Origin of the sequence: Streptomyces sp. TRM68416 (assembly GCF_014596915.1) — a bacterium.
In the GTDB taxonomy this organism is placed as follows: Bacteria; Actinomycetota; Actinomycetes; order Streptomycetales; family Streptomycetaceae; genus Streptomyces.
The window spans coordinates 312,943-336,121 of the sequence record NZ_JACVWU010000002.1 but is presented as its reverse complement, the minus strand read 5'-3'; the positions used below and the strand labels follow the sequence as shown (position 1 = coordinate 336,121).

Here is a 23,179-nt window from a genome sequence, read left to right as displayed (position 1 = left end):
TCGGCCTCGGCGTCCCGGCCCCCGTCAGTCCCGGCCGCCTCGCCCGCGTTGCTTCCCGCGTCGGCTGCCGTTCGGGCCGTGTCGGTGCTGCCGGCGTCCGGGGCGGTGCTCGTGCTGTCGGTTCCGGCTGCGCGGGCGTCGGGCGTCCGGTCCGTGCCGTCGGCGTCGGCCTCGGGTGTGCGGGGCGCGCCGTCGCCTTCGGGTTCGACCTTGGGCTCGGACCCGCCGCCCCCGGCGGTGTCACCGTCGGCAGCGGCCGGCGGTCGCGGCTCGGTGTCCTCCGTGTGGTCGGGCTCCGTGCTCACAGCGTGCTCCAGTCGTGATCGGGATAGCGGTGCACGGGCGCCGACACATCGTCCAGCGCCCGGCAGATCTCGTCAGGAAGACTAAGCGTCTCCACTGACAATGCCGCCGTGAGCTGCTGCGCGTTGCGCGCGCCGACCACGGGCGCGGTCACCCCGGGCCGGTCGCGCACCCAGGCGAGGGCCACCTGGAGCGGGGTCACCGCAAGCCCGTCCGCCGCGGTCTGCACGGCGTCCACGATCCTGCCGGCCGTGTCGTCGAGGTAGGGCGCGACGAAGGGCGCGAGATGCTCGGAGGCACCGCGGGAGTCGGGCGGTGTGGCGTCCCGGTACTTGCCGGTGAGGACGCCGCGGCCGAGCGGCGATGAGGGCAGCAGCCCGATGCCGAGGTCGAGCGCGGCAGGCAGCACCTCCCGCTCGACACCGCGCTGGAGCAGCGAGTACTCCAGCTGCGTGCTCGCCAGCCGGGTGCGCGCCCCCGGCGCCGCCAACTGCCAGGTCGCCGCCTTGGCGAGCTGCCAGCCGCAGAAGTTGGAGACACCGGCATAGCGGGCGCGGCCGCTGCTGACCGCAAGGTCGAGCGCCTGGAGGGTCTCCTCCAGCGGGGTGTCCGGGTCGAAGGCGTGGACGTGCCACACATCCACGTAGTCCGTGCCGAGCCGGGCGAGCGAGGCGTCCAGCGCAGCCAGCAGATGCCCGCGGGAGCCGTCGAACCGGCGGTCCGGATCCGGCACGCTGCCCGCCTTGGTCGAGATGACCAGGTCCCGGCGCGGCACGAGCCCTTCTATGAGCTGTCCGAGCAGATACTCGGCCTGCCCGTCACCGTAGACGTCGGCCGTGTCGACGAGCGTGCCCCCGGCTTCCCAGAACGTCTTCAAGAGGTCCGCGGCGTCGTGCTCGTCGGTGTCCCTGCCCCAGGTGAGCGTGCCGAGTCCGATACGGGACACACGAAGGCCGGTACGGCCGAGATGCCTCTGCTCCATGGACGCCGAGATTACTGGCCAGAACCTGTCGTGTGGGTACCTGTGGATAACCGGTTCCCGCTCCGCACGGGCCGTCGTCGGCGCGCTATGGTCTGCACACAGGGACGTTACTGACCAGTAAGGGGATCGGCCATGCAGCTCGGGATCAACCTCGGCTACTGGGGCGCCGGAATGGACGGGGACAACCTCGCCGTGGCCCAGGAAGCCGACCGGCTCGGCTACGCCGTCTGCTGGGCCGCCGAGGCCTACGGCTCGGACGCCGCCACCGTACTCAGCTGGGTCGCCGCCCAGACCGAGCGCATCGACGTCGGCTCGGCCATCTTCCAGATCCCGGCCCGCCAGCCGGCGATGACCGCGATGACCGCCGCCACCCTCGACTCGCTCTCCGGCGGCCGCTTCCGCCTCGGCCTCGGCGTCTCCGGACCCCAGGTCTCCGAGGGCTGGTACGGCATCAAGTTCGACAAGCCCCTCGCCCGCACCCGCGAGTACGTCGAGATCGTCCGCAAGGCCATGTCCCGCGAACGCCTCACCCACGACGGCGAGCACTGGACACTCCCCCTCCCCGGCGGCCCCGGCAAGCCCATCAAGCTCACCGTGCACCCCACCCGCGAGCACATCCCGCTGTACATCGCCGCGATCGGCCCGAAGAACCTCGAACAGACCGGTGAGATCGCCGACGGCGCGCTGCTGATCTTCCCCTCCGCCGAGCACCTGGAGGACACCACCATCAAGTACCTGCGCGCGGGCCGAGAGAAGGCCGGAAAGACGCTCGACGGCTTCGACGTCTGCCCGACCGTGCCCCTCGCCGTCGGCGACGACAAGGACGTGGCCGCCCTCGCCGACACCTTCCGCCCCTACACCGCGCTCTACGTCGGCGGCATGGGCAGCCCCAAGCAGAACTTCTACAACCAGCTCGCCCAGCGCATGGGCTACGAGAAGGAAGCCGCCGAGATCCAGGCCAAGTACCTCTCCGGCGACAAGCAGGGTGCGGCGGCCGCCGTCCCGCACGACCTGATCGACAGCACCACCCTCCTCGGCTCGGTCGACCGCATCGCGGACCGCATGAAGGCCTATGCCGAGGCGGGAGTCACCACCCTCTCCCTCGCCCCCGCGGGCTTCACCCTCGACGAGCGCCTCGCCTCGCTGCGCGCCGGCACCGAGGCCCTGGAGCGGGCCGGACTGGCATAACGGGCGGCGGAAGGTCTCTGCGGCCGTGGTGGGGGCTCGGGGGTCTTCCCCGCCACGGCCGTCACGCAGAACAACGCCTGTGAGGCCGCCCGGTTACGCCCCCGCGCCCCCGTTCGGGTCCTCCTTTTGGCGGAGTTGTCCGACACAACTGTTGCAGCACCCCTCGCGCCGCATTTGACTCGTCCCTCGCGGATCCTGCAGAGAGGTGCCCACCATGCTTTCGGCCAAGAGCCTGTTCCAGGAGATCCTCGACAACGACGAGTCCTTCGCCCTGTTCTGCTCCATCGCCGCGAGCGGGGAGTCCCAGGGCGGCTGGGAGAACGCCCGTATCGCCGCGCTCGTTCCCGAGAGCGAGCGCGCTCTCGCCCCCAAGATCACCCGTCACGGGGCGGACGAGGACAAGCACGGGCGGATCTTCAACGCCCTGATGAAGAAGCGCGGCCTCGAACCCGTCCCCGTCCCGCCCGAGACCGACTACACGATGCTGCTGGAGAAGCACGGCATCGGCCTCGCCCACGAGAAGCTCAAGGGCGAGGAGCCGCTGACGGTGCAGGACATCGTCACCTACCTCGCCCACAGCAGGGTCACCGAGCAGCGCGCCTCGGAGGAGATGGAGCTGCTGCGCAAGCACTTCGCGGACCATCCCGACCTCGGCCGCGCGGTCAGGATGATCTCCAACGACGAGGACAACCACCTCGCCTACTGCCACGAGGAACTGCTGCGCCTCGCCCGCGCCGGCCACGGCCGCGCCATCCAGCAGACCCTGCGGGAGTGCGCCCTGGCCGAGATCCGCATCTACCGGAACGTCAGCCTCGCGGTCATGGCCCGCATGGGACGCATCCTCGGCTGGCCGAGAGCGAAGTCGGCGACGCTCGCGGCGGGCATCCACGCGGTGTACGTCTGGGAGCGCGCCGCGGGCTGGCGACGCATGGTGTCACTGAAGATGCCCGAGCGCCGCGACGCCCTGGGCGGCCCGGCGAATTCGGCACCCGAACTCGCCTGACCCCGCCCGGCCCTACAGCCACCCCCGGCTCTTGAACAGCCGGTACAGCAGCACCTCCAGGGCGGCCATGAGCGCGATCACGGCCGGATACGACCACATCCAGTGCAGCTCGGGCATGTGGTCGAAGTTCATGCCGTAGATCCCCGCGATCATCGTGGGGACCGCGGCCATGGCCGCCCACGCGGAGATCTTCCGCATGTCGTCGTTCTGCCGGACGCTCATCTGCGCCAGATGCGCCGAGAGGATGTCGGAGACCAGCCGGTCCAGGCTCTCCACGGACTCGTTCACGCGCGTGAGATGGTCGTTCACGTCCCGGAAGAAGGGCCGCGCCCGGTCGTCCACGAACGGCACCGGGCCGCCGAACACGCCCGTGCCGGAGAGCCGGGCGAGCGGCATCGCCAGCGGTCCCGTCGCCCGCCGGAACTCCAGAACCTGCCGCTTGAAGCCGTAGATCCGGGACGCGGTCCGCCGGGAGCCCCCGCCGTCCGGCGAGAAGACCTCCGCCTCCAACTCCTCCAGGTCCGTCTGCAGTTCGGTCGCCACCTCCAGGTAGTGGTCGACGGTCGCGTCCGAGACGGCGTAGAGCACCGAGGTGGGCCCCTTGCCGAGCAGCTCCGGCTCCCGCTCCAGACGCTGCCGTACGGCCTTCAGCGGGGAACCCTCGCCATGGCGGACGGTGACCACGAACGCCTCACCGATGAAGATCATGACCTCGCCCGTGGAGACCACGTCGCTCCGTGGCTCGTAGACGACCGGCTTGAGGACCAGGAAGAGCGAGTCGTCGTAGACCTCCAGCTTGGGCCGCTGATGGGCCTTGAGGGCGTCCTCGACGGCCAGCGGGTGCAGGCCGAACTCCTGGGTGACCAGGTCGAACTCCCGCTCGGACGGCTGGTGCAGCCCGATCCAGACGAACCCGCCCGAGGCGCGCGCCTCGCCGAGCGCGGCGGAGAGGTCCTCGGGGCCCTCCCGGCGGTGCCCGTCACGGTAGATGGCGCAGTCGACGATCACGGAGCGTATTCTCCCGTCCGCCCCCGGCCGGCGCACCCCCGAGTGCGCCTACCCTGGGCCGCATGCCCACGCTGATCCTGGTCCGGCACGGACGCTCCACCGCCAACACCGAGGGCCTGCTGGCCGGCCGGATGCCCGGCGTCGCCCTCGACGAGCGCGGGACCGCCCAGGCCGCCGCGCTGCCCGGACGCCTCGCCGGACTGCCGATCTCCGAGGTCGTCACCAGCCCGTTGCAGCGCTGCCGGGAGACGATCCGACCCCTGCTCGACGCCCGGCCGGAACTCGAACCCCGCACCGAGGACCGGATCGGGGAGTGCGACTACGGAGACTGGTCCGGCCGCAAGCTCTCCGAACTGGGCGACGAGCCCTTGATGGAGGTCGTCCAGGCCCACCCGTCCGCCGCCGCCTTCCCCGGCGGCGAGTCCATGCGGGCGATGCAGACCCGTGCGGCCGAGGCCGTACGCGAGTGGAACGCGCGCGTGGAGCGCGAGCACGGCGCCGACGCCGTGTACCTCATGTGCTCGCACGGGGACATCATCAAGTCCCTCGTCGCGGACGCGCTCGGGCTTCATCTCGACCTCTTCCAGCGGATCTCCGTCGAACCGTGTTCCATCACCGCGATCCGCTACACCCGGCTGCGGCCGTTTCTCGTCCGCCTCGGCGACACCGGTGACTTCGCGTCCCTGGCGCCGCGCGAGGAACCGCCGGCCGGCGACGCTCCGGTCGGGGGCGGTGCGGGCGCACCGTGATCGTCGGGCGCAGTAGGGTGAAGCGGTCCGCACAAGCGCGTTGCCGTACATAGGCACGTACACACGCACGTACTCACGATTCCCATGGAGACAGGACGTGTCCCGTCAGGTGTTCCTCTACGACCCGCCGGAGCGTTTCGTGGCCGGCACGGTCGGACTGCCCGGACGCCGTACGTTCTTTCTCCAGGCCTCCGCCGGCCCCCGGGTGACCAGCGTGGCCCTGGAGAAGACACAGGTGGCCGCGCTCGCCGAGCGCATGGACGAACTGCTGGACGAGGTCGTGCGCCGCAGCGGCGGCAGCGCGGCCGTGCCCGCCGTGGCCCCCGCCGAGGTCGCCGACACCGCGCCCCTCGACACGCCGATCGAGGAGGAGTTCCGGGTCGGCACCATGGCGCTGGCCTGGGACGGCGACGAGCAGCGCATGATCGTCGAGGCGCAGGCGCTGGTCGAGCTCGACGCCGAGTCCGAGGAGGACCTCGCCGAGGCCGAGGAGCGGCTGCTGCAGGACGAGGAGAACGGCCCCCCGATGCTGCGGGTCCGGCTCACCGGCGCGCAGGCCCGGGCCTTCGCCAAGCGCGCCCTGGACATCGTCAACGCCGGGCGGCCGCCGTGCCCGCTGTGCAGCCTGCCCCTGGACCCGGAGGGACACGTATGTCCGCGCCAGAACGGATACCGCCGCGGAGCGTGACCCCGGTGGACCTGCTCACCGAGGGCGAGCTGACCGTACGCGGACGCATCCGTGAGGCGTCCAACGCGGCGCTGCTGTGCACGGTCACCCACGAGGGACGGCAGGCGTCCTGCATCTACAAGCCGGTCGCCGGGGAGCGGCCCCTGTGGGACTTCCCCGACGGCAACCTCGCCGGGCGCGAGGTCGCCGCGTACGCCGTCTCCGAGGCGACCGGCTGGGGACTGGTACCCCCCACCGTGCTGCGGGACGGGCCGTACGGCGAGGGCATGTGCCAGCTGTGGATCGACGCCGCCCCCGACTCCGAACTCCTCGCCCTGGTGGACGCCGAGGAACCGGAGCCGGGCTGGAAGGCGATCGGCTTCGCCGAGGTCGGTGAGGGCCGCACCGCCCTGCTGGTGCACGCCGACGACGAACGGCTGCGGCGGCTCGCCGTCCTCGACGCCGTGGTCAACAACGCCGACCGCAAGGGCGGCCACCTGCTGCCGGCTCCCGACGGGCGCCTGTACGGCATCGACCACGGGGTCACCTTCAACGTGGAGAACAAGCTGCGCACCCTGCTGTGGGGCTGGGCGGGGGAGCCCCTGACCGGCGAGGCCGTCGAGGTGCTCAAGGCCCTCAAGGAGTCCCTGGAGCCGGACGGCCAGCTCGCCACCACCCTGCCCGGCCTGATCACCCCGGCGGAGATCGACGCCACACGCGCGCGTGTCGACGCCCTGCTCACCTCGGGCCGCCACCCCGAACCGAGCGGCGAGTGGCCCGCGATCCCCTGGCCCCCGGTCTGAGCGGACCTTGCGCGTTCGACCGCGGTGCGGCAGCGCCCCGAAGGGGCGCGGGGCTGTATCCGTCAGCGGCTCCGCCGCGGGGCCCGACCAGCCACGACGAGTCCGCAGGCGAACCACGACACCGCACGGCACCTCCGCAGGAGCGCACGGCACAAAGGCCTCCGGCGCGCAAGAGGGCCTCCCCGGCCATCCGGGCCCGTCCGGTTCGTATATGGAACCTCGGTCCGGTTACGCTCATGACATGTATGCCTGGCCCGCTTCTGAGGTCCCCGCCCTGCCCGGCAAGGGCCGCGACCTCCGGATCCACGACACCGCGACCGGCGGCCTCGTCACCCTCGACCCCGGTCCCGTCGCCCGTATCTACGTCTGCGGCATCACCCCGTACGACGCGACCCACCTGGGTCACGCGGCGACCTACAACGCGTTCGACCTCGTGCAGCGCGTGTGGCTCGACACCAAGCGGCAGGTCCACTACGTGCAGAACGTCACCGACGTCGACGATCCGCTGCTGGAGCGCGCCGAGCGCGACGGCATCGACTGGGTGGCCCTCGCCGAGAAGGAGACCGCCCTCTTCCGCGAGGACATGACCGCCCTGCGCATGCTGCCCCCGCAGCACTACATCGGCGCCGTCGAGGCGATACCCGGCATCGTGCCGCTCGTCGAGCGGCTGCGGGACGCGGGCGCCACCTACGACATCGACGGCGACATCTACTTCTCCGTCGAGGCCGACCCGCACTTCGGCAAGGTCTCCGGCCTCGACGCCGCGGCGATGCGGCTGCTGTCCGCCGAGCGCGGCGGCGACCCGGACCGGCCGGGCAAGAAGAACCCGGTCGACCCGATGCTGTGGATGGCCGCCCGCGAGGGCGAGCCCAGCTGGGACGGCGGCTCGCTCGGCCGCGGACGCCCCGGCTGGCACATCGAGTGCGTCGCCATCGCCCTCGACCACCTCGGCATGGGCTTCGACGTCCAGGGCGGCGGCTCCGACCTCGCCTTCCCGCACCACGAGATGGGCGCCTCGCACGCCCAGGCGCTCACCGGCGAGTTCCCCATGGCCAAGGCCTACGTGCACGCCGGCATGGTCGCCCTGCACGGCGAGAAGATGTCCAAGTCCAAGGGCAACCTGGTCTTCGTCTCCACGCTGCGCCGCGACGGCGTCGACCCGGCCGCCATCCGGCTCGCGCTCCTGTCCCACCACTACCGGGCCGACTGGGAATGGACCGACCAGGTGCTCGAAGACGCCCTTGAGCGCCTCGGCCGGTGGCGCGCGGCCGTCTCCCGCCCCGACGGCCCGCCCGCCGACGCGCTCGTCGAGGAGATCCGCGACGCCCTCGCCCACGACCTGGACGCCCCGGCCGCGCTCGCCGCGGTCGACCGCTGGGCGGCGCTCCAGCAGGAGCGCGGCGGCGACGACACCGCCGCCCCCGGCGTGGTGTCCCGGGCCGTCGACGCACTGCTCGGCGTGGCCCTGTAGGCGTACGCCCACGAAGGGGGCGCTTCCTCCGTGGGGAGGAAGCGCCCCGTCGTTCACCGGTCCCTCACCGGCCCGCGGCCGGGGTCACATGAACCTCTGGACCCTGACGCTCCGCAGGATGTGCGGCGACTGGGTGTCCCAGACGCCGATCACCTGGTGGCCGAACGCGAAGGCCTCCTGGACCTCGTCGTGGGCCTGCGGGGTCGGGTTGATGAGGATGCGGAGCTGGTTGTTGATGCGCAGGTAGATTGCCCGCGGCTGCCCCTGGAGCGGGTGCACGATGTCGATGTAGCCGTTGGCCACACCGGCGGCGAGTGCCTGCTGCTGGACCTGCTGCTGGGCCTGCTGGACGGCCGCCTGCACGACCTGCTGCAGCTCCTGCTGCATCTGCCGCTCGAACTGCTGCGCCTGCTGGTCCTGCTGCTGCGTCTGCTGCTGGCCGTACGGCTGCTGCTGCTGTTGTTGTTGGCCGAGCTGCTGCAGCAACTGCTGGTACGGCTGCTGCTGGCCGAGCTGCTGGAGCTGCTCCAGCGAGCCGCCGCCCATACCGCCCATGCCGCTGCCGCCGCCCATGCCGCCGCCGAACGGCTGCTGACCCTGCTGGCCGTAGCCCTGCTGGCCCTGCTGACCTTGCTGGCCTTGCTGGCCGTAGCCCTGCTGGCCTTGCTGGCCGTAGCCCTGCTGGCCCTGCTGGCCCTGCTGGCCGAACGGCGACGTGCTCGGGAACTGCTGGCCTTGCTGCTGTCCCAGTTGACCCATCTGCGGGGTGGTGCTCATGCGGGTGTCACCTTCCCTTGATCTCGTGGGCTGCGTCAGCCGGTGATCACCAGGCCGACGATCTCGTCGTCCGAGAACCACACTCGGACGTCGGGGCGTCCCCCCGCGAAGGCGGAGTGCACCGCCTGGCGGATCTCGGGGGACGGGTGGTTCAGGTTCCGCCAGCCGCCGGACACGAACAGCCGGAGCCTCGGCGGAAGTTCACGCGGGTACGGCAGGAGTTCGTCCCAGTACCGCTCGGCCTGGCCCGAGCCGACCGCGTGCGGCAGCAGGTGCGTGACCGCCGACTTGATGTCGGGCCGGCTGCCGATCCGCTGCGAGGCGGGCCGGCCCGGCGCGTCCTGCTGCGGCGAACCGGTCGCCCGCAGTACCGCGCGGGCGCGTTCGGGGGACATCGCGCTCTGGTCGGCCGCCTTGAGTATCCCCTGCAGTGCGGCCAGTGCGCCGACCACCACCGGGGAGGCGGCGGAGGTCCCCGAGAACGTGTCCGTGTACCAGGCGATCTCCTCGGGCCCGCCCTGCAGGTCGCCGGGCCGGTCCCAGAAGCCGCCGGTGGTCGTGACCTCGCGCCCCCAGCCCTGCGCGTCCACCCGCGAGCCGTAGTTGGAGAACGCCAGCCGCGACCGGTCCGGGCCGTGGTCCCGGCCGTGCGTGCCGGGCGGCGGAGCGCCCGCGCCGACCAGGACGGCACCGGAGGACTGGTTGGACGGGTTGAACGGGTTGCGCCACCACTCCGGGAATCCGTCCGGACGGCGCTCGTAGACCGCGTCGTCCAGCGACTCGGCACCGTTGCCCGCGGCCGCCACGACGATCACGCCCCGGGCGGTGGCGTGCCGGACGGCCGCGAAGTCGTCCGGCCACCATTCGAGGGCGACGTAGCCGCGCTGGTCGTCGCGCTCGGCGAACTCGAACCGGGGCCCCGGGCGGTGGAGTTCGACCAGCACGATGTCACCGGGGCCGAGCCGCTCCGCCGCCGCGTGGACCGCGGCCGCGGTGCCCACGCCCTGGAAGGAGGCGGCGGCGGTCACCGCGTCCGGGACGACGCCGTGCACGCCGTACTCGTTGCGGTCACCGCCGATCACCCCGATGACGGCGGTGCCGTGGTTGCGCCAGGCGAGGTCGTTGACCGGGGTGCCGACGACAACGCCGGACAGCTTGGCGGTGAGGTCCTCGTGGCCGAGCTGCCAGGCGCCCTCCACGTCGATCACCGTCACGCCCCGGCCGGTGCCGCCGGGCCGCTGCCAGGCCCAGTGGGCGTCGATGCCCTCGGGCGCGGGCCCCAGATACCCCTGGCGGCTGCTGAAGTCGGGGGTGACCGGCGCGCCCTCCTTCAACCGCTTCTCCTCCGGGCTCGGTTGCCCGAGGGTGGCCGGTACGGCGCCCGGTTTCACGTACGCCGTGTCGATGCCCGGCAGCGCGGCGATGCGCGAGCGCAGCTCCGCGGCCCGGCTCTCCCCGCCCCGCACCCGGTAGAACAGCGCGAGGTCGGGCACGTTCTCCGCGCCGGCCGGCGCGGACTGCTGCAGGCGTTCCTCGCTGCCGAACAGCGGCTCCAGGGCGAGCTGTTCGTCGTCGAGGAACATGTTGAGGGCCGACACGTCGGCGCCCGCGGCCGACCGTACGCCCTCGGTCCGAGCACGCAGCCGGGCCTCGGGACGGGCGACGACGATCAGTTCCTGCTCGGCTCCTCGGTAGGTGAATCCCGCTCCGTCGGGCCCCGGCCCGGAGGCCCCCGGGCCCTGCGCCGGCTGTACCTGCTCGGTCATCGGGTACCGCTCCCTTCGGTCCGTGCGGGTGGTCGCCTTCGTGGGACAACCAAGCACTCACGCGGCGGCGCGTCCAGACTGTTTTCGTCAACTTGGTTTGAGAACAAGTTGAATTGGGCAACGTGTGCAATCCGGCCTGAAACAGCTGTCACGTCGCAATCCGGCCAGATGCTGTCGAGACGCTGTCGAACAACTGGCTGACGCTGTAGCCAGGGCGGCGTATGTGGTGGGGTGGACAGGTAGTTGACCGCTGGACCGGCCAACTGCCGGTCCCCTTTCCGCGGAAGGACTCCCCGTGGCACCCACACACGGTTCCTTCGCACATCCCCTCAGCCGCCGCGGCCTGCTCACCGCCGGCGCGGTCGCGGCCGGCGCCGCCCTGGCGGGCCCGCCGGCGGCCGCCGCGGGCCGGCCCGCCGTGATCCCGCTGCCGGACGGCTTCCGTCCGGAGGGCATCACGATCGGCGGCGGACCGTACGCCTACCTCGGCTCCCTCGGCGACGGCTCCATCTACCGCGCCGACCTGCGCACCGGGGCGGGCCGCATCGTCTCGACCGGACCCGGCACACCCTCGGTCGGACTCAAACTCGACGACCGGGGACGGCTGTTCGTCGCCGGACGCGGCGAGGGCGCCCGCGTCGTGGACGCCCGCAGCGGCGAGATCCTCGCCTCCTACGTCCTCAGCACCACCACCCCCACCTTCGCCAACGACGTGTTCCTCACCCCCGGCGCGGCCTGGTTCACCGACTCCTACCGGCCCGCGCTGTACGCCCTCCCGCTCGGCCGGCACGGACGGCTGCCCGGCGCGGACGACGTCGTGACGATCCCGCTCGGCGGCGCCTGGAGCCAGGTGCCCGGCGAGGTCGTGAACGCCAACGGCATCACCCGCACCCCGGACGGCTCGGCGCTGCTCGTCGTGCAGTCCGGCGTCGGCGCCCTGCACCGGGTCGACCCGCGCACCGGCATCACCGAACTCGTCGACCTCGGCGACGCGGCCCCCCTCACCAACGGCGACGGACTGCTCCTCATCGGCCGGACCCTGTACGTCGTGCAGAACCGGCAGAACGCCGTCGACGTCTTCACCCTGGCCGCCGACGGTCGCAGCGGTGTCTTCCGGCGCCGCATCACCGACCCCGCCTTCGACGTGCCGACGACGGTGGCCGCCCACCGGGACCGGCTCTACCTGCCCAACGCGCGGTTCACCACGACGCCGACGCCCGGGACGACGTACGACATCGTCTCCGTGCCCAAGTGACGCCCGAGGGCGGTGCGCTTCCGTGCGCACCGCCCTCACACGACGTCAGTCCTCCGATGAATCCTCGTCCTCCGGACCGGCCTTCGGCGGCTTCGGCGGCCGGGTCAGACCGCTGGGGTTGTCCCGCAGGTACGTGCCCTCCCCGCCGTCCGTCGCATGGCCGCCGGGCAGCGGCGGGCCGCCCCCGTCGCGGCGCCGCAGATACCGCTCGAACTCGCGGGCGATGGCCTCGCCCGACGCCTCGGGCAGCTCCGCGGTGTCCCGGGCCTCCTCCAGCGTCTGCACGTACTCGGCGACCTCGCTGTCCTCGGCGGCCAGTTGGTCCACGCCGACCTGCCACGCGCGCGCGTCCTCGGGCAGCTCGCCCAGCGGGATCCGCACGTCGATGAGGTCCTCGAGACGGTTGAGGAGGGCCAGCGTCGCCTTGGGGTTGGGCGGCTGTGAGACGTAGTGCGGCACGGCCGCCCACAGGCTGACGGCCGGCACGCCCGCGTGCGTGCACGCCTCCTGGAGGACGCCGACGATGCCCGTGGGGCCCTCGTACTTGGTCTCCTCCAGGTCCATCCGGCGGGCCAGGTCCGCGTCCGAGGTGGTCCCGCTGATCGGCACCGGACGTGTGTGCGGGGTGTCGCCGAGCAGGGCGCCCAGGACGACCACCAGCTCCACACCGAGCTCGTGCGCGAAACCGAGCAGCTCGTTGCAGAACGAGCGCCAGCGCATGGACGGTTCGATACCGCGGACCAGCACGAGGTCGCGCGGCTTCTCCCCGCCGACCCGGACCACCGACAACCTTGTCGTCGGCCACGTGATCTTCCGCACGCCCGCGTCCATCCACACCGTGGGCCGGTTGACCTGGAAGTCGTAGTAGTCCTCGGCGTCCAGCGCCGCGAAGACCTCGCCCTTCCACTCCCTGTCCAGATGCGCGACCGCGGTGGAGGCGGCGTCACCGGCATCGTTCCAGCCTTCGAACGCGGCCACCATGACTGGGTCGATCAGCTCGGGAACTCCCTCCAGCTCGATCACCCAGCGCCTCCTTCCGACGTGCCCTCGCCTGACGAACCAACCTTACGGCGTGCGGCGGGGGCGTCCGCAGCCCCCTTGCACGGGGGAGTGAACGGATCACTGCCCCGATCGCCACCCCGGAACACCCCCCGTCCGGTGCCGCTCACAAGCGCGTCCGCAGCCACTGCTCCACGCTCGCGATGTGCACCGTCGCCCAGGACCGGGCCGCGTCCGCGTCCCGGTCGCGCAGCGCGTCCAGGATCGCCCGGTGCTCGCGCAGGGTGCGCTCGACCGCGTCCTGCTGGGTGAGCCCGCGCCAGATCCGGGCCCGGGTGGTGGGCCCGGACAGACCGTCCAGCAGCGAGCACAGCACCGAGTTGCCGGAGCCCAGCACGATCGCGCGGTGGAACTCCAGATCGCAGGCGACCAGTTCTTCCACGGAGGGGGCGTCGCCGAGCGCGTCCAGCCGCTCCGACAGCTCGTCCAGCTCCCGCTCGCTGATCCGGGCGGCCGCCATCGCGGTGGCCGCCGGCTCCAGGATGCGGCGCACCGCCAGGAACTCCAGCACCGTGTCGTCGCGGTGGAAGTCCACGACGAAACTCATCGCCTCCAGCAGCAGCTGCGGATCGAGGCTCGTCACATAGGTGCCGTCGCCCTGCCGCACGTCCAGGATCCGGATCAGCGACAGCGCGCGCACCGCCTCGCGCAGGGAGTTGCGGGACAGCCCCAGCTCGGCGGCGAGTTCGCTCTCCTTGGGCAGGCGGTCGCCCGGGCGCAGCGCACCGGAGACGATCATTCCCTTGATCTTCTCGATCGCCTCGTCGGTGACGGTCATGGCGGCGCCTCCCGTGCGCTCAGACATCCGATCTATCAGCCCCCATTATGCGGCCGTACCGTACGCGAAAAGGGCGGCTCCGTCGGCAGGGAGCCGCCCCTTCGCGTGCCGGCCCCAGGGGAGGGGGCCGTTCCGGCGGTACCGGCCCCGGTCAGGGAAGAGGGGCCGGCACCGAGGCCTGCGCCGTGTCCAGCGGGTCCTGGACCTCGGCCTACTTCTTGTCCAGCAGGTCCTGGACCTTCCCGCGGACCTCGTCCGTGGCCAGGCCGCGGATCGTCAGCGTCGTACGGCGGCGCAGCACGTCGTCCGCGGTCTCGGCCCACTCGTGGTCCCGGGCGTAGACGACCTGCGCCCAGATCTCCGGCGCGTCGGGGTGGACGCGCTCGGCCAGCTCGGGGTTGTCGTTGGCCAGCCGGGCGATGTCGAAGGCCAGCGAACCGTAGTGCGTGGCCAGGTGCTTGGCGGTGTCGGCCGCCATGCGCGGACCCGGCGCCGGGCCGTCCACCAGCAGGCGGTGGGCCACCGCGCGCGGGTTGGCGACACCGGGCAGCGGCAGTTTCTTCGGCAGCGAGGCGACCGGCTCGAAGTCGTCGCCCAGCGGGTGGCCGGGCAGCGCCTGGAGCTTCTGCATCACCGTACGGCCGATGTGCCGGAAGGTGGTCCACTTGCCGCCCGCGACGGACAGCATCCCGCCCTTGCCCTCGGTCACCACCGTCTCGCGCTTGGCCTTGGCGGTGTCACCGGGGCCGCCCGGCAGCACCCGCAGCCCCGCGAAGGCGTAGGTGATCAGATCGCGGTCCAGCTGCTGGTCGCGGACGGAGAAGGCCGCCTCGTCCAGGATCTGGGTTATGTCCTTGTCGTTGACCGCGACGTCCGCCGGGTCGCCCTCGAACTCCTCGTCCGTGGTGCCCAGCAGCAGCATGTCCTCCCACGGCAGCGCGAAGGTGATGCGGTACTTGTCGATCGGGGTGGCCAGCGCCGCCTTCCACGGCGAGGTCCGCTTCAGGACCAGATGCGCGCCCTTCGACAGCCGGATCGACGGGGCCGCGTCCGGGTCCTCCATCCGGCGCAGGTGGTCCACCCACGGGCCGGTCGCGTTCAGCACCAGGCGGGCGTTCACCCCGAACTCCTCGCCGGAGAGCCGGTCGCGCAGCTCGGCACCGGTCACCCGGCCCCGGGTGAAGCGCAGGCCCTTGACCTCGGCGTGGTTGAGGACGACCGCGCCCGCCTCGACGGCCGCGCGGACCGTCATCAGCGCCATGCGCGCGTCGTTCATCTGGTCGTCGCCGTACACGGCCACGGCCTTGAGGTTCTCGGTGCGCAGCTCGGGCACGTCCTGCGCCGCCTTGGCGGGGGACAGGAGGTGACCGACGCCGTCACCGAACGCGGAGAGCGCGGAGTAGGCGAAGACACCCGCCCCGAGCTTCGCGGCACCGTGCGGCCCGCCCTTGTACACGGGCAGGTAGAACGTGAGCGGGTTCGCCAGGTGGGGGGCCACCTGGCGGGAGACCGCACGGCGCTCGAAGTGGTTCTCCGCCACCAGCTTCACCGCACCGGTCTGCAGGTAGCGCAGACCGCCGTGGAGCAGCTTGGAGGAGGCGGAGGAGGTGGCGCCGGCGAAGTCACCGGCGTCGACCAGAGCCACCCTGAGCCCGGACTGCGCGGCGTGCCAGGCGGTGGAGATGCCCAGGATGCCGCCGCCGATGACGAGGAGGTCGTACGACGCCTTGGAGAGCTGCTCCCTGGTCTCGGCGCGGCTCGGGTGGGAGCCGGAGGCCGGGCGCGTCCCCAGGGCAGGCACGGACTGCAGGGTGGACTGACTGGTCATTCGGGTTCTTACTCCTCGTCCTCGATCCAGCCCATGGTCCGCTCGACGGCCTTGAGCCAGCTCTTGTACTCACGGTCGCGGGTCTCCGCGTCCATGCGGGGGGTCCACTCGGCGGCCCGGCGCCAGTTGGCGCGCAGGTCGTCGGTGCTGGTCCAGAAGCCGACGGCGAGACCGGCGGCGTAGGCGGCACCGAGGCAGGTCGTCTCGGCGACCATCGGGCGCACCACGGGGGCGTCCAGGAAGTCGGAGAGCGTCTGCATCAGCAGGTTGTTGGAGGTCATGCCGCCGTCGACCTTGAGGGCGGTGAGCTCGACGCCGGAGTCCTTCGTCATGGCGTCGGTGATCTCACGGGTCTGCCAGGCGGTGGCCTCCAGGACGGCACGCGCCAGGTGCGCCTTGGTGACGTACCGGGTCAGGCCGGCGATCACACCGCGGGCGTCGGAGCGCCAGTACGGGGCGAACAGGCCGGAGAAGGCCGGCACGAAGTAGGCGCCGCCGTTGTCCTCGACCGAGAGCGCCAGCGTCTCGATCTCGGCGGCCGTGGAGATCAGGCCCATCTGGTCGCGCATCCACTGCACCAGCGAGCCGGTGACGGCGATCGAGCCCTCCAGGGCGTAGACCGGCTTCTCGTCGCCGATCCGGTAGCCGACCGTGGTCAGCAGGCCCGAGTAGGAGTTGATGATCTTCTCACCGGTGTTCATCAGCATGAACGTGCCGGTGCCGTACGTGGACTTCGCCTCGCCCTCGGCGAAGCAGGTCTGGCCGAACAGCGCCGCCTGCTGGTCGCCCAGTGCCGAGGCGACCGGGATGCCGCCGAGCAGGTCGCCCAGCTTGCCGCCGGTGACCTCGCCGTAGACCTCGGCGGAGGAGCGGATCTCCGGGAGCATCGACAGCGGCACGCCGATGGACTCGGCGATCTTCGCGTCCCACTCCAGGGTGTGGAGGTTCATCAGCATGGTGCGGGAGGCGTTGGTGACGTCGGTGTAGTGCTTGCCGCCGTTGACGCCGCCGGTCAGGTTCCAGATGACCCAGGTGTCCATGGTGCCGAAGAGGATGTCGCCGCGCTCGGCGCGCTCGCGCAGGCCCTCGACGTTGTCCAGCAGCCAGCGGGCCTTGGGGCCGGCGAAGTACGAGGCGAGGGGAAGGCCCGTCTCGCGGCGGAAGCGGTCCTGGCCGACGTTGCGGCCGAGCTCCTTGCACAGGGCGTCGGTGCGGGTGTCCTGCCAGACGATGGCGTTGTGGACGGGCTCACCGGTGTTCTTGTCCCACAGCAGCGTCGTCTCGCGCTGGTTGGTGATGCCGATGGCCTTGATGTCGTCACGGGTGATGCCGGCCTTCTCGATGGCACCGGCGACCACCTCCTGGACGTTGGTCCAGATCTCGGTGGCGTTGTGCTCCACCCAGCCCGGCTTGGGGAAGATCTGCTCGTGCTCCTTCTGGTCGACGGAGACGATACGGCCGTCGCGGTCGAAGACGATGCAGCGGGAGGAGGTGGTGCCCTGGTCGATGGCGGCGATGAACGGGCCGGCGGTGTGGGCGTCGGTCACTGTGTGCTCCTGAAGAATCCGTGGTGAAGAGGCTTACGTACGGCGCGTGCTGTGCGTATCGATGCTTCTTGAGGAAGAATGCGACGCTTCTCTAAGCAAAGGCGACGTTGTAGATGCCTGCGGCGATCGCCGCGCCGAGCAGCGGGCCGACCACCGGGACCCAGGCGTAGCCCCAGTCGGAGCCGCCCTTGTTGGGCAGGGGCAGCAGGGCGTGCACGATGCGCGGACCGAGGTCACGGGCCGGGTTGATGGCGTAACCGGTCGGGCCGCCGAGGGACAGACCGATCGCGACCACCACGAACGCGGTGATGAGCCCGCCCAGGATGCCGAGGCCGTTGCCCTCGGCGTTCAGGCCCTGCGTGAGCACGGCGAGGACCAGCACGATGGTGCCGATGACCTCCGTGGCCACGTTCTGCCAGGCGACCCGGATCTCCGGACCGGTGGAGAAGACACCGAGGACCGGGCCCGCGCCCTTCTCCTGGGCCTCCACGGCCTTGACGGTGGAGGCCTGCGCGCCGGGACCGCCGACGATCTCCTTGTCGGTCAGGTGGGCGTGGAACTGGCCGTAGTAGGCGACCCAGACCAGAGTGGCGCCGAGCATGGCGCCGAGCAGCTGTCCGCCCATGTAGGTCGGGACGTCGCTCCAGTCGATGCCGTTCTTCTTGAGCGCCAGCGCGAGGGTCACGGCCGGGTTCAGGTGGGCGCCGGAGAGCGGGGCCGAGGTGTAGACAGCCGTCATGACGGCGAAGCCCCACCCGAACGTGATGGCGAGCCATCCGGCGTTCCGGGCCTTCGAGGCCTTGAGTACGACGGCCGCGACCACGCCGCCGCCGAGCAGGATGAGTATGGCGGTACCGATGGTCTCGCCGATGAAGATGTCGGAGCTGGACACCCGCGACTCCTTTGTCCTTCGTCCAGGGAAGCGCGAACCCCGGGTCCCTCCGGGGGTTCGAGCGCCCTCGTGGGGTGAGAGCGATGCCGGCCCTTGGCGTTGTCACACTCTAGCGCGTATTGCCGGTAGGTGTTCGACAATGCCGACCGATGGACGGGAGTCTTGCTCCGGCGTTACGGGTGCGTCAAGGGTTCTGTTATCGAAAGCACGATCGTTATTGATCGCCGCGAGTTATCGATCTTCGGGCGGGAGACTTGTCACCCCTGCCCGTTATGTCCACCCCAGGGTATGCCGAACGCCGGAACGTCGCCCAGACGTCCCGGCGTTCCCTCACCAGGTTCTAGAACCGGCCCGCGCCCAGATCCCGCGACACCGCGCGGGCGCAGTCCCGTACCGCCGCGATCAGCTCGGGCCGCAGCTCGCCGTCCCGGCACAGCCGCTCCACGGCGCCCGTGACCCCGACCGCGCCGACCGGCATCCGCCGCCGGTCGTGGATCGGCGCGGCCAGGGAGGCGACGCCCTCCCAGGTCTCCTCCACGTCCGCCGCGTAGCCCCGCGCGCGCGTGATGTCGAGGAGATGCTCGAACTCCTCCAGCTCGCACACCGTCCGGTCCGTGAAGGGCTTGCGGTCGGCCTCGATCGCCTCGCTGTGCGCCACCGGGTCGTATGCCGACAGCACCTTGCCCAGCGCCGTGGAGTGCAGCGGCTGCATCGCCCCTATCTCCAGCACTTGACGGCTGTCGTCCGGACGGAAGACGTGGTGCACGATCAGCACGCCCTGCTGGTGCAGGACCCCGAGATAGACGCTCTCGCCGCTGGAACGGGCCAGATCGTCCGTCCACACCAGCGCCCGCGCCCGCAGCTCGTGCACGTCCAGATAGGTGGTGCCCAGGCGCAGCAGCTCGGCGCCCAGCTGATAGCGGCCCGAGACGCCGTCCTGCTCGACGAAGCCCTCCTGCTGCAGGGTGCGCAGGATGCCGTGCGCGGTGCCCTTGGCCAGGCCCAGGGCCGAGGCGATGTCCGACAGGCCGAGCCGTCGCTCGCCGCCCGCGAGCAGCCGCAGCATCGCGGCCGCCCGTTCGAGCGACTGGATGTTCCGTGCCATCGCCGTCCTGCCTCCGTCCCCATCGACCGTCGACCTCGACGTCGTTGCCGTTGTTCGGCAATGCCGAACACTACCGGTCGATGTCGACCCACCGCCAATGGTTGGCAGCGATCCATTGCACCACCCCGGCCGACCACGCCTCGCGGGCCGCGACCCCCTGCGTCACTCGTACCCCGCGGATGACCTGCCCGTCATCCCCGTCCGCCCCGTGGACGCCCTGAACATCCTTCCCCGGTCCCGGCTACCCTGGCGGCGTGCGCCCACCGCGGAACGGACCGCAAGGGCGCAAAGCCGACAGCCGTCGCACCTTGAGGGAGCCCTTTCATGGCCTCGTCGCCACAGACCCCTTCCGCCGACAGCCGGACCCGCGTGTCCGCCCTCCGCGAGGCGCTCGCCACCCGAGTGGTGGTCGCCGACGGAGCGATGGGCACCATGCTCCAGGCCCAGGACCCCACCCTTGAGGACTTCCAGAACCTCGAGGGCTGCAACGAGATCCTGAACCTGACCCGGCCCGACATCGTGCGCTCGGTGCACGAGGCGTACTTCGACGCGGGCGTGGACTGCGTCGAGACGAACACGTTCGGCGCGAACTACGCCGCGATGGCCGAGTACGACATCCCCGAGCGCGTCTACGAGCTGTCCGAGGCGGGCGCCCGCATCGCCCGCGAGACCGCCGACGGCTACGCCGCCCGCGACGGACGCCGGCGCTGGGTCCTGGGCTCCATCGGCCCCGGCACCAAGCTGCCCACCCTCGGCCACATCGGCTACCCCACGATCCGCGACGCCTTCCAGCAGAACGCCGAGGGCCTCATCTCCGGCGGCGCCGACGCGCTGATCGTCGAGACCACCCAGGACCTGCTGCAGACCAAGGCCGCCGTCATCGGCGCCCAGCGCGCCCGCGAGATCTCCGGCCTCGACCTGCCGATCATCGTCTCCGTCACCGTCGAGACCACCGGCACCATGCTGCTGGGCTCCGAGATCGGCGCCGCGCTCACCGCGCTGGAGCCGCTCGGCATCGACATGATCGGCATGAACTGCGCCACCGGCCCCGCCGAGATGAGCGAGCACCTGCGCTACCTCTCCCGGCACTCCCGCATCCCGCTGTCCTGCATGCCCAACGCGGGCCTGCCCGTCCTCGGCAAGGACGGCGCCACCTACCCGCTCACCGCACCGGAGCTGGCCGACGCCCACGAGACCTTCGTACGCGACTACGGCCTCTCCCTCGTCGGCGGCTGCTGCGGCACAACCCCCGAACACCTGCGCCAGCTCGTCGAACGCGTCCGCGACCTCACCCCCACCGAACGCGACCCGCGCCCCGAGCCCGGCGCCGCCTCCCTCTACCAGACCGTCCCCTTCCGCCAGGACACCTCCTACCTGGCCATCGGCGAGCGCACCAACGCCAACGGCTCCAAGAAGTTCCGCGAGGCCATGCTGGACGCCCGCTGGGACGACTGCGTCGAGATGGCCCGCGAGCAGATCCGCGAGGGCGCGCACATGCTCGACCTGTGCGTGGACTACGTCGGCCGCGACGGCGTCGCCGACATGGAGGAACTCGCCGGCCGCTTCGCCACCGCCTCCACCCTGCCCATCGTCCTCGACTCCACCGAGGTCGACGTCATCCGGGCCGGCCTGGAGAAGCTCGGCGGCCGAGCGGTCATCAACTCCGTCAACTACGAGGACGGCGACGGCCCCGAGTCCCGCTTCGCCAAGGTCACCCGGCTCGCCCAGGAGCACGGCGCCGCGCTGATCGCGCTGACCATCGACGAGGAGGGCCAGGCCCGCACCCCCGAGAAGAAGGTCGAGATCGCCGAACGGCTGATCGAGGACCTCACCGGGAACTGGGGCATCCACGAGTCCGACATCCTCATCGACACCCTCACCTTCACCATCTGCACCGGCCAGGAGGAGTCCCGCAAGGACGGCATCGCCACCATCGAGGCCATCCGCGAACTCAAGCGCCGCCACCCCGACGTACAGACCACCCTCGGCCTGTCCAACATCTCCTTCGGCCTCAACCCGGCCGCCCGCATCCTGCTCAACTCCGTCTTCCTCGACGAGTGCGTCAAGGCCGGCCTGGACTCGGCGATCGTGCACGCCTCCAAGATCCTGCCGATCGCCCGGTTCAGCGAGGAAGAGGTCCGTACGGCCCTCGACCTCATCTACGACCGCCGCACCGAGGGCTACGACCCGCTGCAGAAGCTGATGGCCCTGTTCGAGGGCGCCACCGCCAAGTCCCTCAAGGCCGGCAAGGCCGAGGAACTCGCCGCCCTGCCGCTGGAGGAACGCCTCAAGCGCCGCATCATCGACGGCGAGAAGAACGGCCTCGAAACCGACCTCGACGACGCACTCAAGGACCGCCCCGCCCTCGACATCGTCAACGACACCCTCCTGGAGGGCATGAAGGTCGTCGGCGAACTCTTCGGCTCCGGCCAGATGCAACTGCCGTTCGTCCTCCAGTCCGCCGAGGTCATGAAGAGCGCGGTGGCCTACCTGGAGCCGCACATGGAGAAGGTCGAGGGCGACGAGGCCGGCAAGGGCACCATCGTGCTCGCCACCGTCCGCGGCGACGTCCACGACATCGGCAAGAACCTCGTCGACATCATCCTGTCCAACAACGGCTACAACGTCGTCAACCTCGGCATCAAGCAGCCCGTCTCCGCGATCCTGGACGCCGCCGAGGAACACCGCGCCGACGTCATCGGCATGTCCGGCCTCCTGGTCAAGTCCACGGTGATCATGAAGGAGAACCTGGAGGAGCTCAACCAGCGCGGCCTCGCGGCGAACTACCCCGTCATCCTCGGCGGCGCCGCCCTGACCCGGGCCTACGTCGAACAGGACCTGCACGAGATCTACGAGGGCGAAGTCCGCTACGCCCGCGACGCGTTCGAGGGACTGCGCCTGATGGACGCCCTCATCGGCGTCAAGCGGGGCGTGCCCGGCGCCAAGCTGCCCGAACTCAGGCAGCGCCGGGTGCGCGCCGCCACCGTAGCCGTCGAGGAGCGCCCGGAGGAGGGCCACGTCCGCTCCGACGTCGCCACCGACAACCCCGTCCCCACCCCGCCCTTCTGGAACACCCGCGTCATCAAGGGCATCCAGCTCAAGGAGTACGCCAGCTGGCTCGACGAGGGCGCCCTGTTCAAGGGCCAGTGGGGCCTGAAGCAGGCCCGCACCGGCGAAGGACCCACCTACGAGGAACTCGTCGAGACCGAGGGCCGCCCGCGCCTGCGCGGCCTGCTGGACCGCCTCCAGACCGAGAACCTGCTGGAAGCGGCCGTCGTCTACGGCTACTTCCCCTGCGTGTCCAAGGACGACGACCTGATCATCCTGGACGACCGGGGCAACGAACGCACCCGCTTCACCTTCCCCCGCCAGCGCCGCGGCCGCCGGCTGTGCCTGGCCGACTTCTTCCGCCCCGAGGAGTCCGGCGAGACCGACGTCGTCGGCCTCCAGGTCGTCACCGTCGGCTCCCGCATCGGCGAGGAGACGGCCCGCATGTTCGAGGCCAACGCCTACCGCGACTACCTCGAACTGCACGGACTGTCCGTGCAGTTGGCCGAGGCGCTCGCCGAGTACTGGCACGCGCGCGTGCGTTCGGAACTGGGCTTCGCCGGCGAGGACCCCAGCGACATCGAGGACATGTTCGCCCTGAAGTACCGGGGCGCCCGCTTCTCGCTCGGCTACGGCGCCTGCCCCGACCTGGAGGACCGCGCCAAGATCGCCGAACTCCTCCAGCCGGAACGCATCGGCGTCCACCTCTCCGAGGAGTTCCAGCTGCACCCCGAGCAGTCCACGGACGCCATCGTCATCCACCACCCGGAGGCGAAGTACTTCAACGCGCGCTGAAGCCCGCCACGACCCCGGATCGACCGCGACTCCCGTGTCCCCCGGCCCACGTCGATTAAACAAGGCAGCGCACCGCCGCACGACGTACACTTGTCGGTCCACCGCAGGCCGGTTCCCCCCGTGGGAACCGGCCTGACCGTCCCTCAAGGAGGTGC

The 23,179-nt window shown here is 71.2% G+C and carries 19 protein-coding genes; 9 read left to right on the top strand and 10 right to left on the bottom strand.

Features of this window, described 5'->3' with window-relative positions; translation table 11 throughout:
• Positions 1-301 precede the first annotated feature (301 nt).
• The gene (locus ICC28_RS04715) at positions 302-1,285 is read right to left on the bottom strand and encodes an aldo/keto reductase (protein WP_188287097.1); all 984 of its coding nucleotides are present in this window, start codon (positions 1,283-1,285) and stop codon (positions 302-304) included.
• A gap of 132 nt (positions 1,286-1,417) precedes the next feature.
• Here ICC28_RS04715 and ICC28_RS04710 point away from each other — a divergent pair, with 132 nt between their 5' ends.
• Both ICC28_RS04710 and ICC28_RS04705 read left to right on the top strand, forming a co-directional pair.
• Positions 1,418-2,473 (top strand): LLM class F420-dependent oxidoreductase, encoded by a 1,056-nt coding sequence (locus ICC28_RS04710; protein WP_188287096.1) that lies wholly within the window; start codon positions 1,418-1,420, stop codon positions 2,471-2,473.
• Between the two features lie 214 nt (positions 2,474-2,687).
• Positions 2,688-3,476 (top strand): ferritin-like domain-containing protein, encoded by a 789-nt coding sequence (locus tag ICC28_RS04705; protein WP_188287095.1) that lies wholly within the window; start codon positions 2,688-2,690, stop codon positions 3,474-3,476.
• 12 nt (positions 3,477-3,488) lie between these two features.
• Here the strand turns inward: ICC28_RS04705 and corA are convergent, their stop codons facing one another.
• The gene (gene corA, locus ICC28_RS04700) at positions 3,489-4,484 is read right to left on the bottom strand and encodes a magnesium/cobalt transporter CorA (protein ID WP_188287094.1); all 996 of its coding nucleotides are present in this window, start codon (positions 4,482-4,484) and stop codon (positions 3,489-3,491) included.
• A 62-nt stretch (positions 4,485-4,546) separates the two neighbouring features.
• Here corA and ICC28_RS04695 point away from each other — a divergent pair, with 62 nt between their 5' ends.
• The 4 genes from ICC28_RS04695 (at position 4,547) to mshC (ending at position 8,174) form a co-directional block, all read left to right on the top strand.
• Positions 4,547-5,233 carry a histidine phosphatase family protein gene (locus ICC28_RS04695; protein ID WP_188287093.1) on the top strand — a complete coding sequence of 229 codons (687 nt, stop codon included), beginning with the start codon at positions 4,547-4,549 and terminating at the stop codon, positions 5,231-5,233.
• Positions 5,234-5,330: 97 nt separating this feature from the next.
• Positions 5,331-5,921 (top strand): DUF3090 domain-containing protein, encoded by a 591-nt coding sequence (locus ICC28_RS04690; RefSeq protein WP_188287092.1) that lies wholly within the window; start codon positions 5,331-5,333, stop codon positions 5,919-5,921.
• Entirely contained in the window at positions 5,885-6,703 is an 819-nt protein-coding gene (locus ICC28_RS04685; RefSeq protein ID WP_188287091.1) for an SCO1664 family protein, read from the top strand. The genes ICC28_RS04690 and ICC28_RS04685 overlap by 37 nt, the downstream gene beginning before the upstream one ends.
• A gap of 241 nt (positions 6,704-6,944) precedes the next feature.
• Positions 6,945-8,174 (top strand): cysteine--1-D-myo-inosityl 2-amino-2-deoxy-alpha-D-glucopyranoside ligase, encoded by a 1,230-nt coding sequence (gene mshC / locus ICC28_RS04680; protein ID WP_188287090.1) that lies wholly within the window; start codon positions 6,945-6,947, stop codon positions 8,172-8,174.
• 84 nt (positions 8,175-8,258) lie between these two features.
• Here mshC and ICC28_RS40305 read toward each other — a convergent pair whose 3' ends face one another.
• Positions 8,259-8,453, bottom strand: coding sequence for a hypothetical protein (locus ICC28_RS40305; RefSeq protein WP_223188341.1), 195 nt, complete (start codon positions 8,451-8,453; stop codon positions 8,259-8,261).
• On the opposite strand from ICC28_RS40305, the gene ICC28_RS40300 reads away from it, so the two are divergent.
• Positions 8,448-8,972 (top strand): hypothetical protein, encoded by a 525-nt coding sequence (locus tag ICC28_RS40300; RefSeq protein ID WP_223188340.1) that lies wholly within the window; start codon positions 8,448-8,450, stop codon positions 8,970-8,972. The genes ICC28_RS40305 and ICC28_RS40300 overlap by 6 nt on opposite strands.
• A 14-nt stretch (positions 8,973-8,986) precedes the next feature.
• On the opposite strand, the gene ICC28_RS04670 is transcribed toward ICC28_RS40300, so the two are convergent.
• Positions 8,987-10,717, bottom strand: a complete 1,731-nt coding sequence (locus ICC28_RS04670) for a S8 family peptidase (RefSeq protein ID WP_188287088.1) — start codon at positions 10,715-10,717, stop codon at positions 8,987-8,989.
• 295 nt (positions 10,718-11,012) lie between these two features.
• Here ICC28_RS04670 and ICC28_RS04665 point away from each other — a divergent pair, with 295 nt between their 5' ends.
• A complete protein-coding gene (locus tag ICC28_RS04665) occupies positions 11,013-11,972 on the top strand; it encodes an SMP-30/gluconolactonase/LRE family protein (protein WP_188287087.1) in 960 nt (319 codons plus the stop codon).
• A 45-nt stretch (positions 11,973-12,017) separates the two neighbouring features.
• Here the strand turns inward: ICC28_RS04665 and ICC28_RS04660 are convergent, their stop codons facing one another.
• From ICC28_RS04660 to ICC28_RS04635, 6 genes are all read right to left on the bottom strand, one after another.
• Positions 12,018-12,995, bottom strand: a complete 978-nt coding sequence (locus tag ICC28_RS04660) for a PAC2 family protein (protein WP_188287086.1) — start codon at positions 12,993-12,995, stop codon at positions 12,018-12,020.
• 142 nt (positions 12,996-13,137) lie between these two features.
• The gene (locus ICC28_RS04655) at positions 13,138-13,809 is read right to left on the bottom strand and encodes a FadR/GntR family transcriptional regulator (RefSeq protein ID WP_188287085.1); all 672 of its coding nucleotides are present in this window, start codon (positions 13,807-13,809) and stop codon (positions 13,138-13,140) included.
• Positions 13,810-14,020: 211 nt separating this feature from the next.
• Complete coding sequence (locus tag ICC28_RS04650; protein ID WP_188287084.1) at positions 14,021-15,637, bottom strand: glycerol-3-phosphate dehydrogenase/oxidase; 1,617 nt, start codon at positions 15,635-15,637, stop codon at positions 14,021-14,023.
• A gap of 8 nt (positions 15,638-15,645) precedes the next feature.
• Positions 15,646-17,184, bottom strand: coding sequence for a glycerol kinase GlpK (gene glpK / locus ICC28_RS04645; protein ID WP_188287083.1), 1,539 nt, complete (start codon positions 17,182-17,184; stop codon positions 15,646-15,648).
• A 91-nt stretch (positions 17,185-17,275) separates the two neighbouring features.
• Positions 17,276-18,076: an MIP/aquaporin family protein gene (locus tag ICC28_RS04640; protein WP_188287082.1), complete on the bottom strand. Its 801-nt coding sequence runs from the start codon at positions 18,074-18,076 to the stop codon at positions 17,276-17,278.
• Between the two features lie 340 nt (positions 18,077-18,416).
• A complete protein-coding gene (locus ICC28_RS04635) occupies positions 18,417-19,181 on the bottom strand; it encodes an IclR family transcriptional regulator (RefSeq protein ID WP_188287081.1) in 765 nt (254 codons plus the stop codon).
• A 324-nt stretch (positions 19,182-19,505) separates the two neighbouring features.
• Here ICC28_RS04635 and metH point away from each other — a divergent pair, with 324 nt between their 5' ends.
• Complete coding sequence (gene metH / locus ICC28_RS04630) at positions 19,506-23,024, top strand: methionine synthase (protein WP_188287080.1); 3,519 nt, start codon at positions 19,506-19,508, stop codon at positions 23,022-23,024.
• The last annotated feature ends 155 nt before the right edge of the window (positions 23,025-23,179 follow it).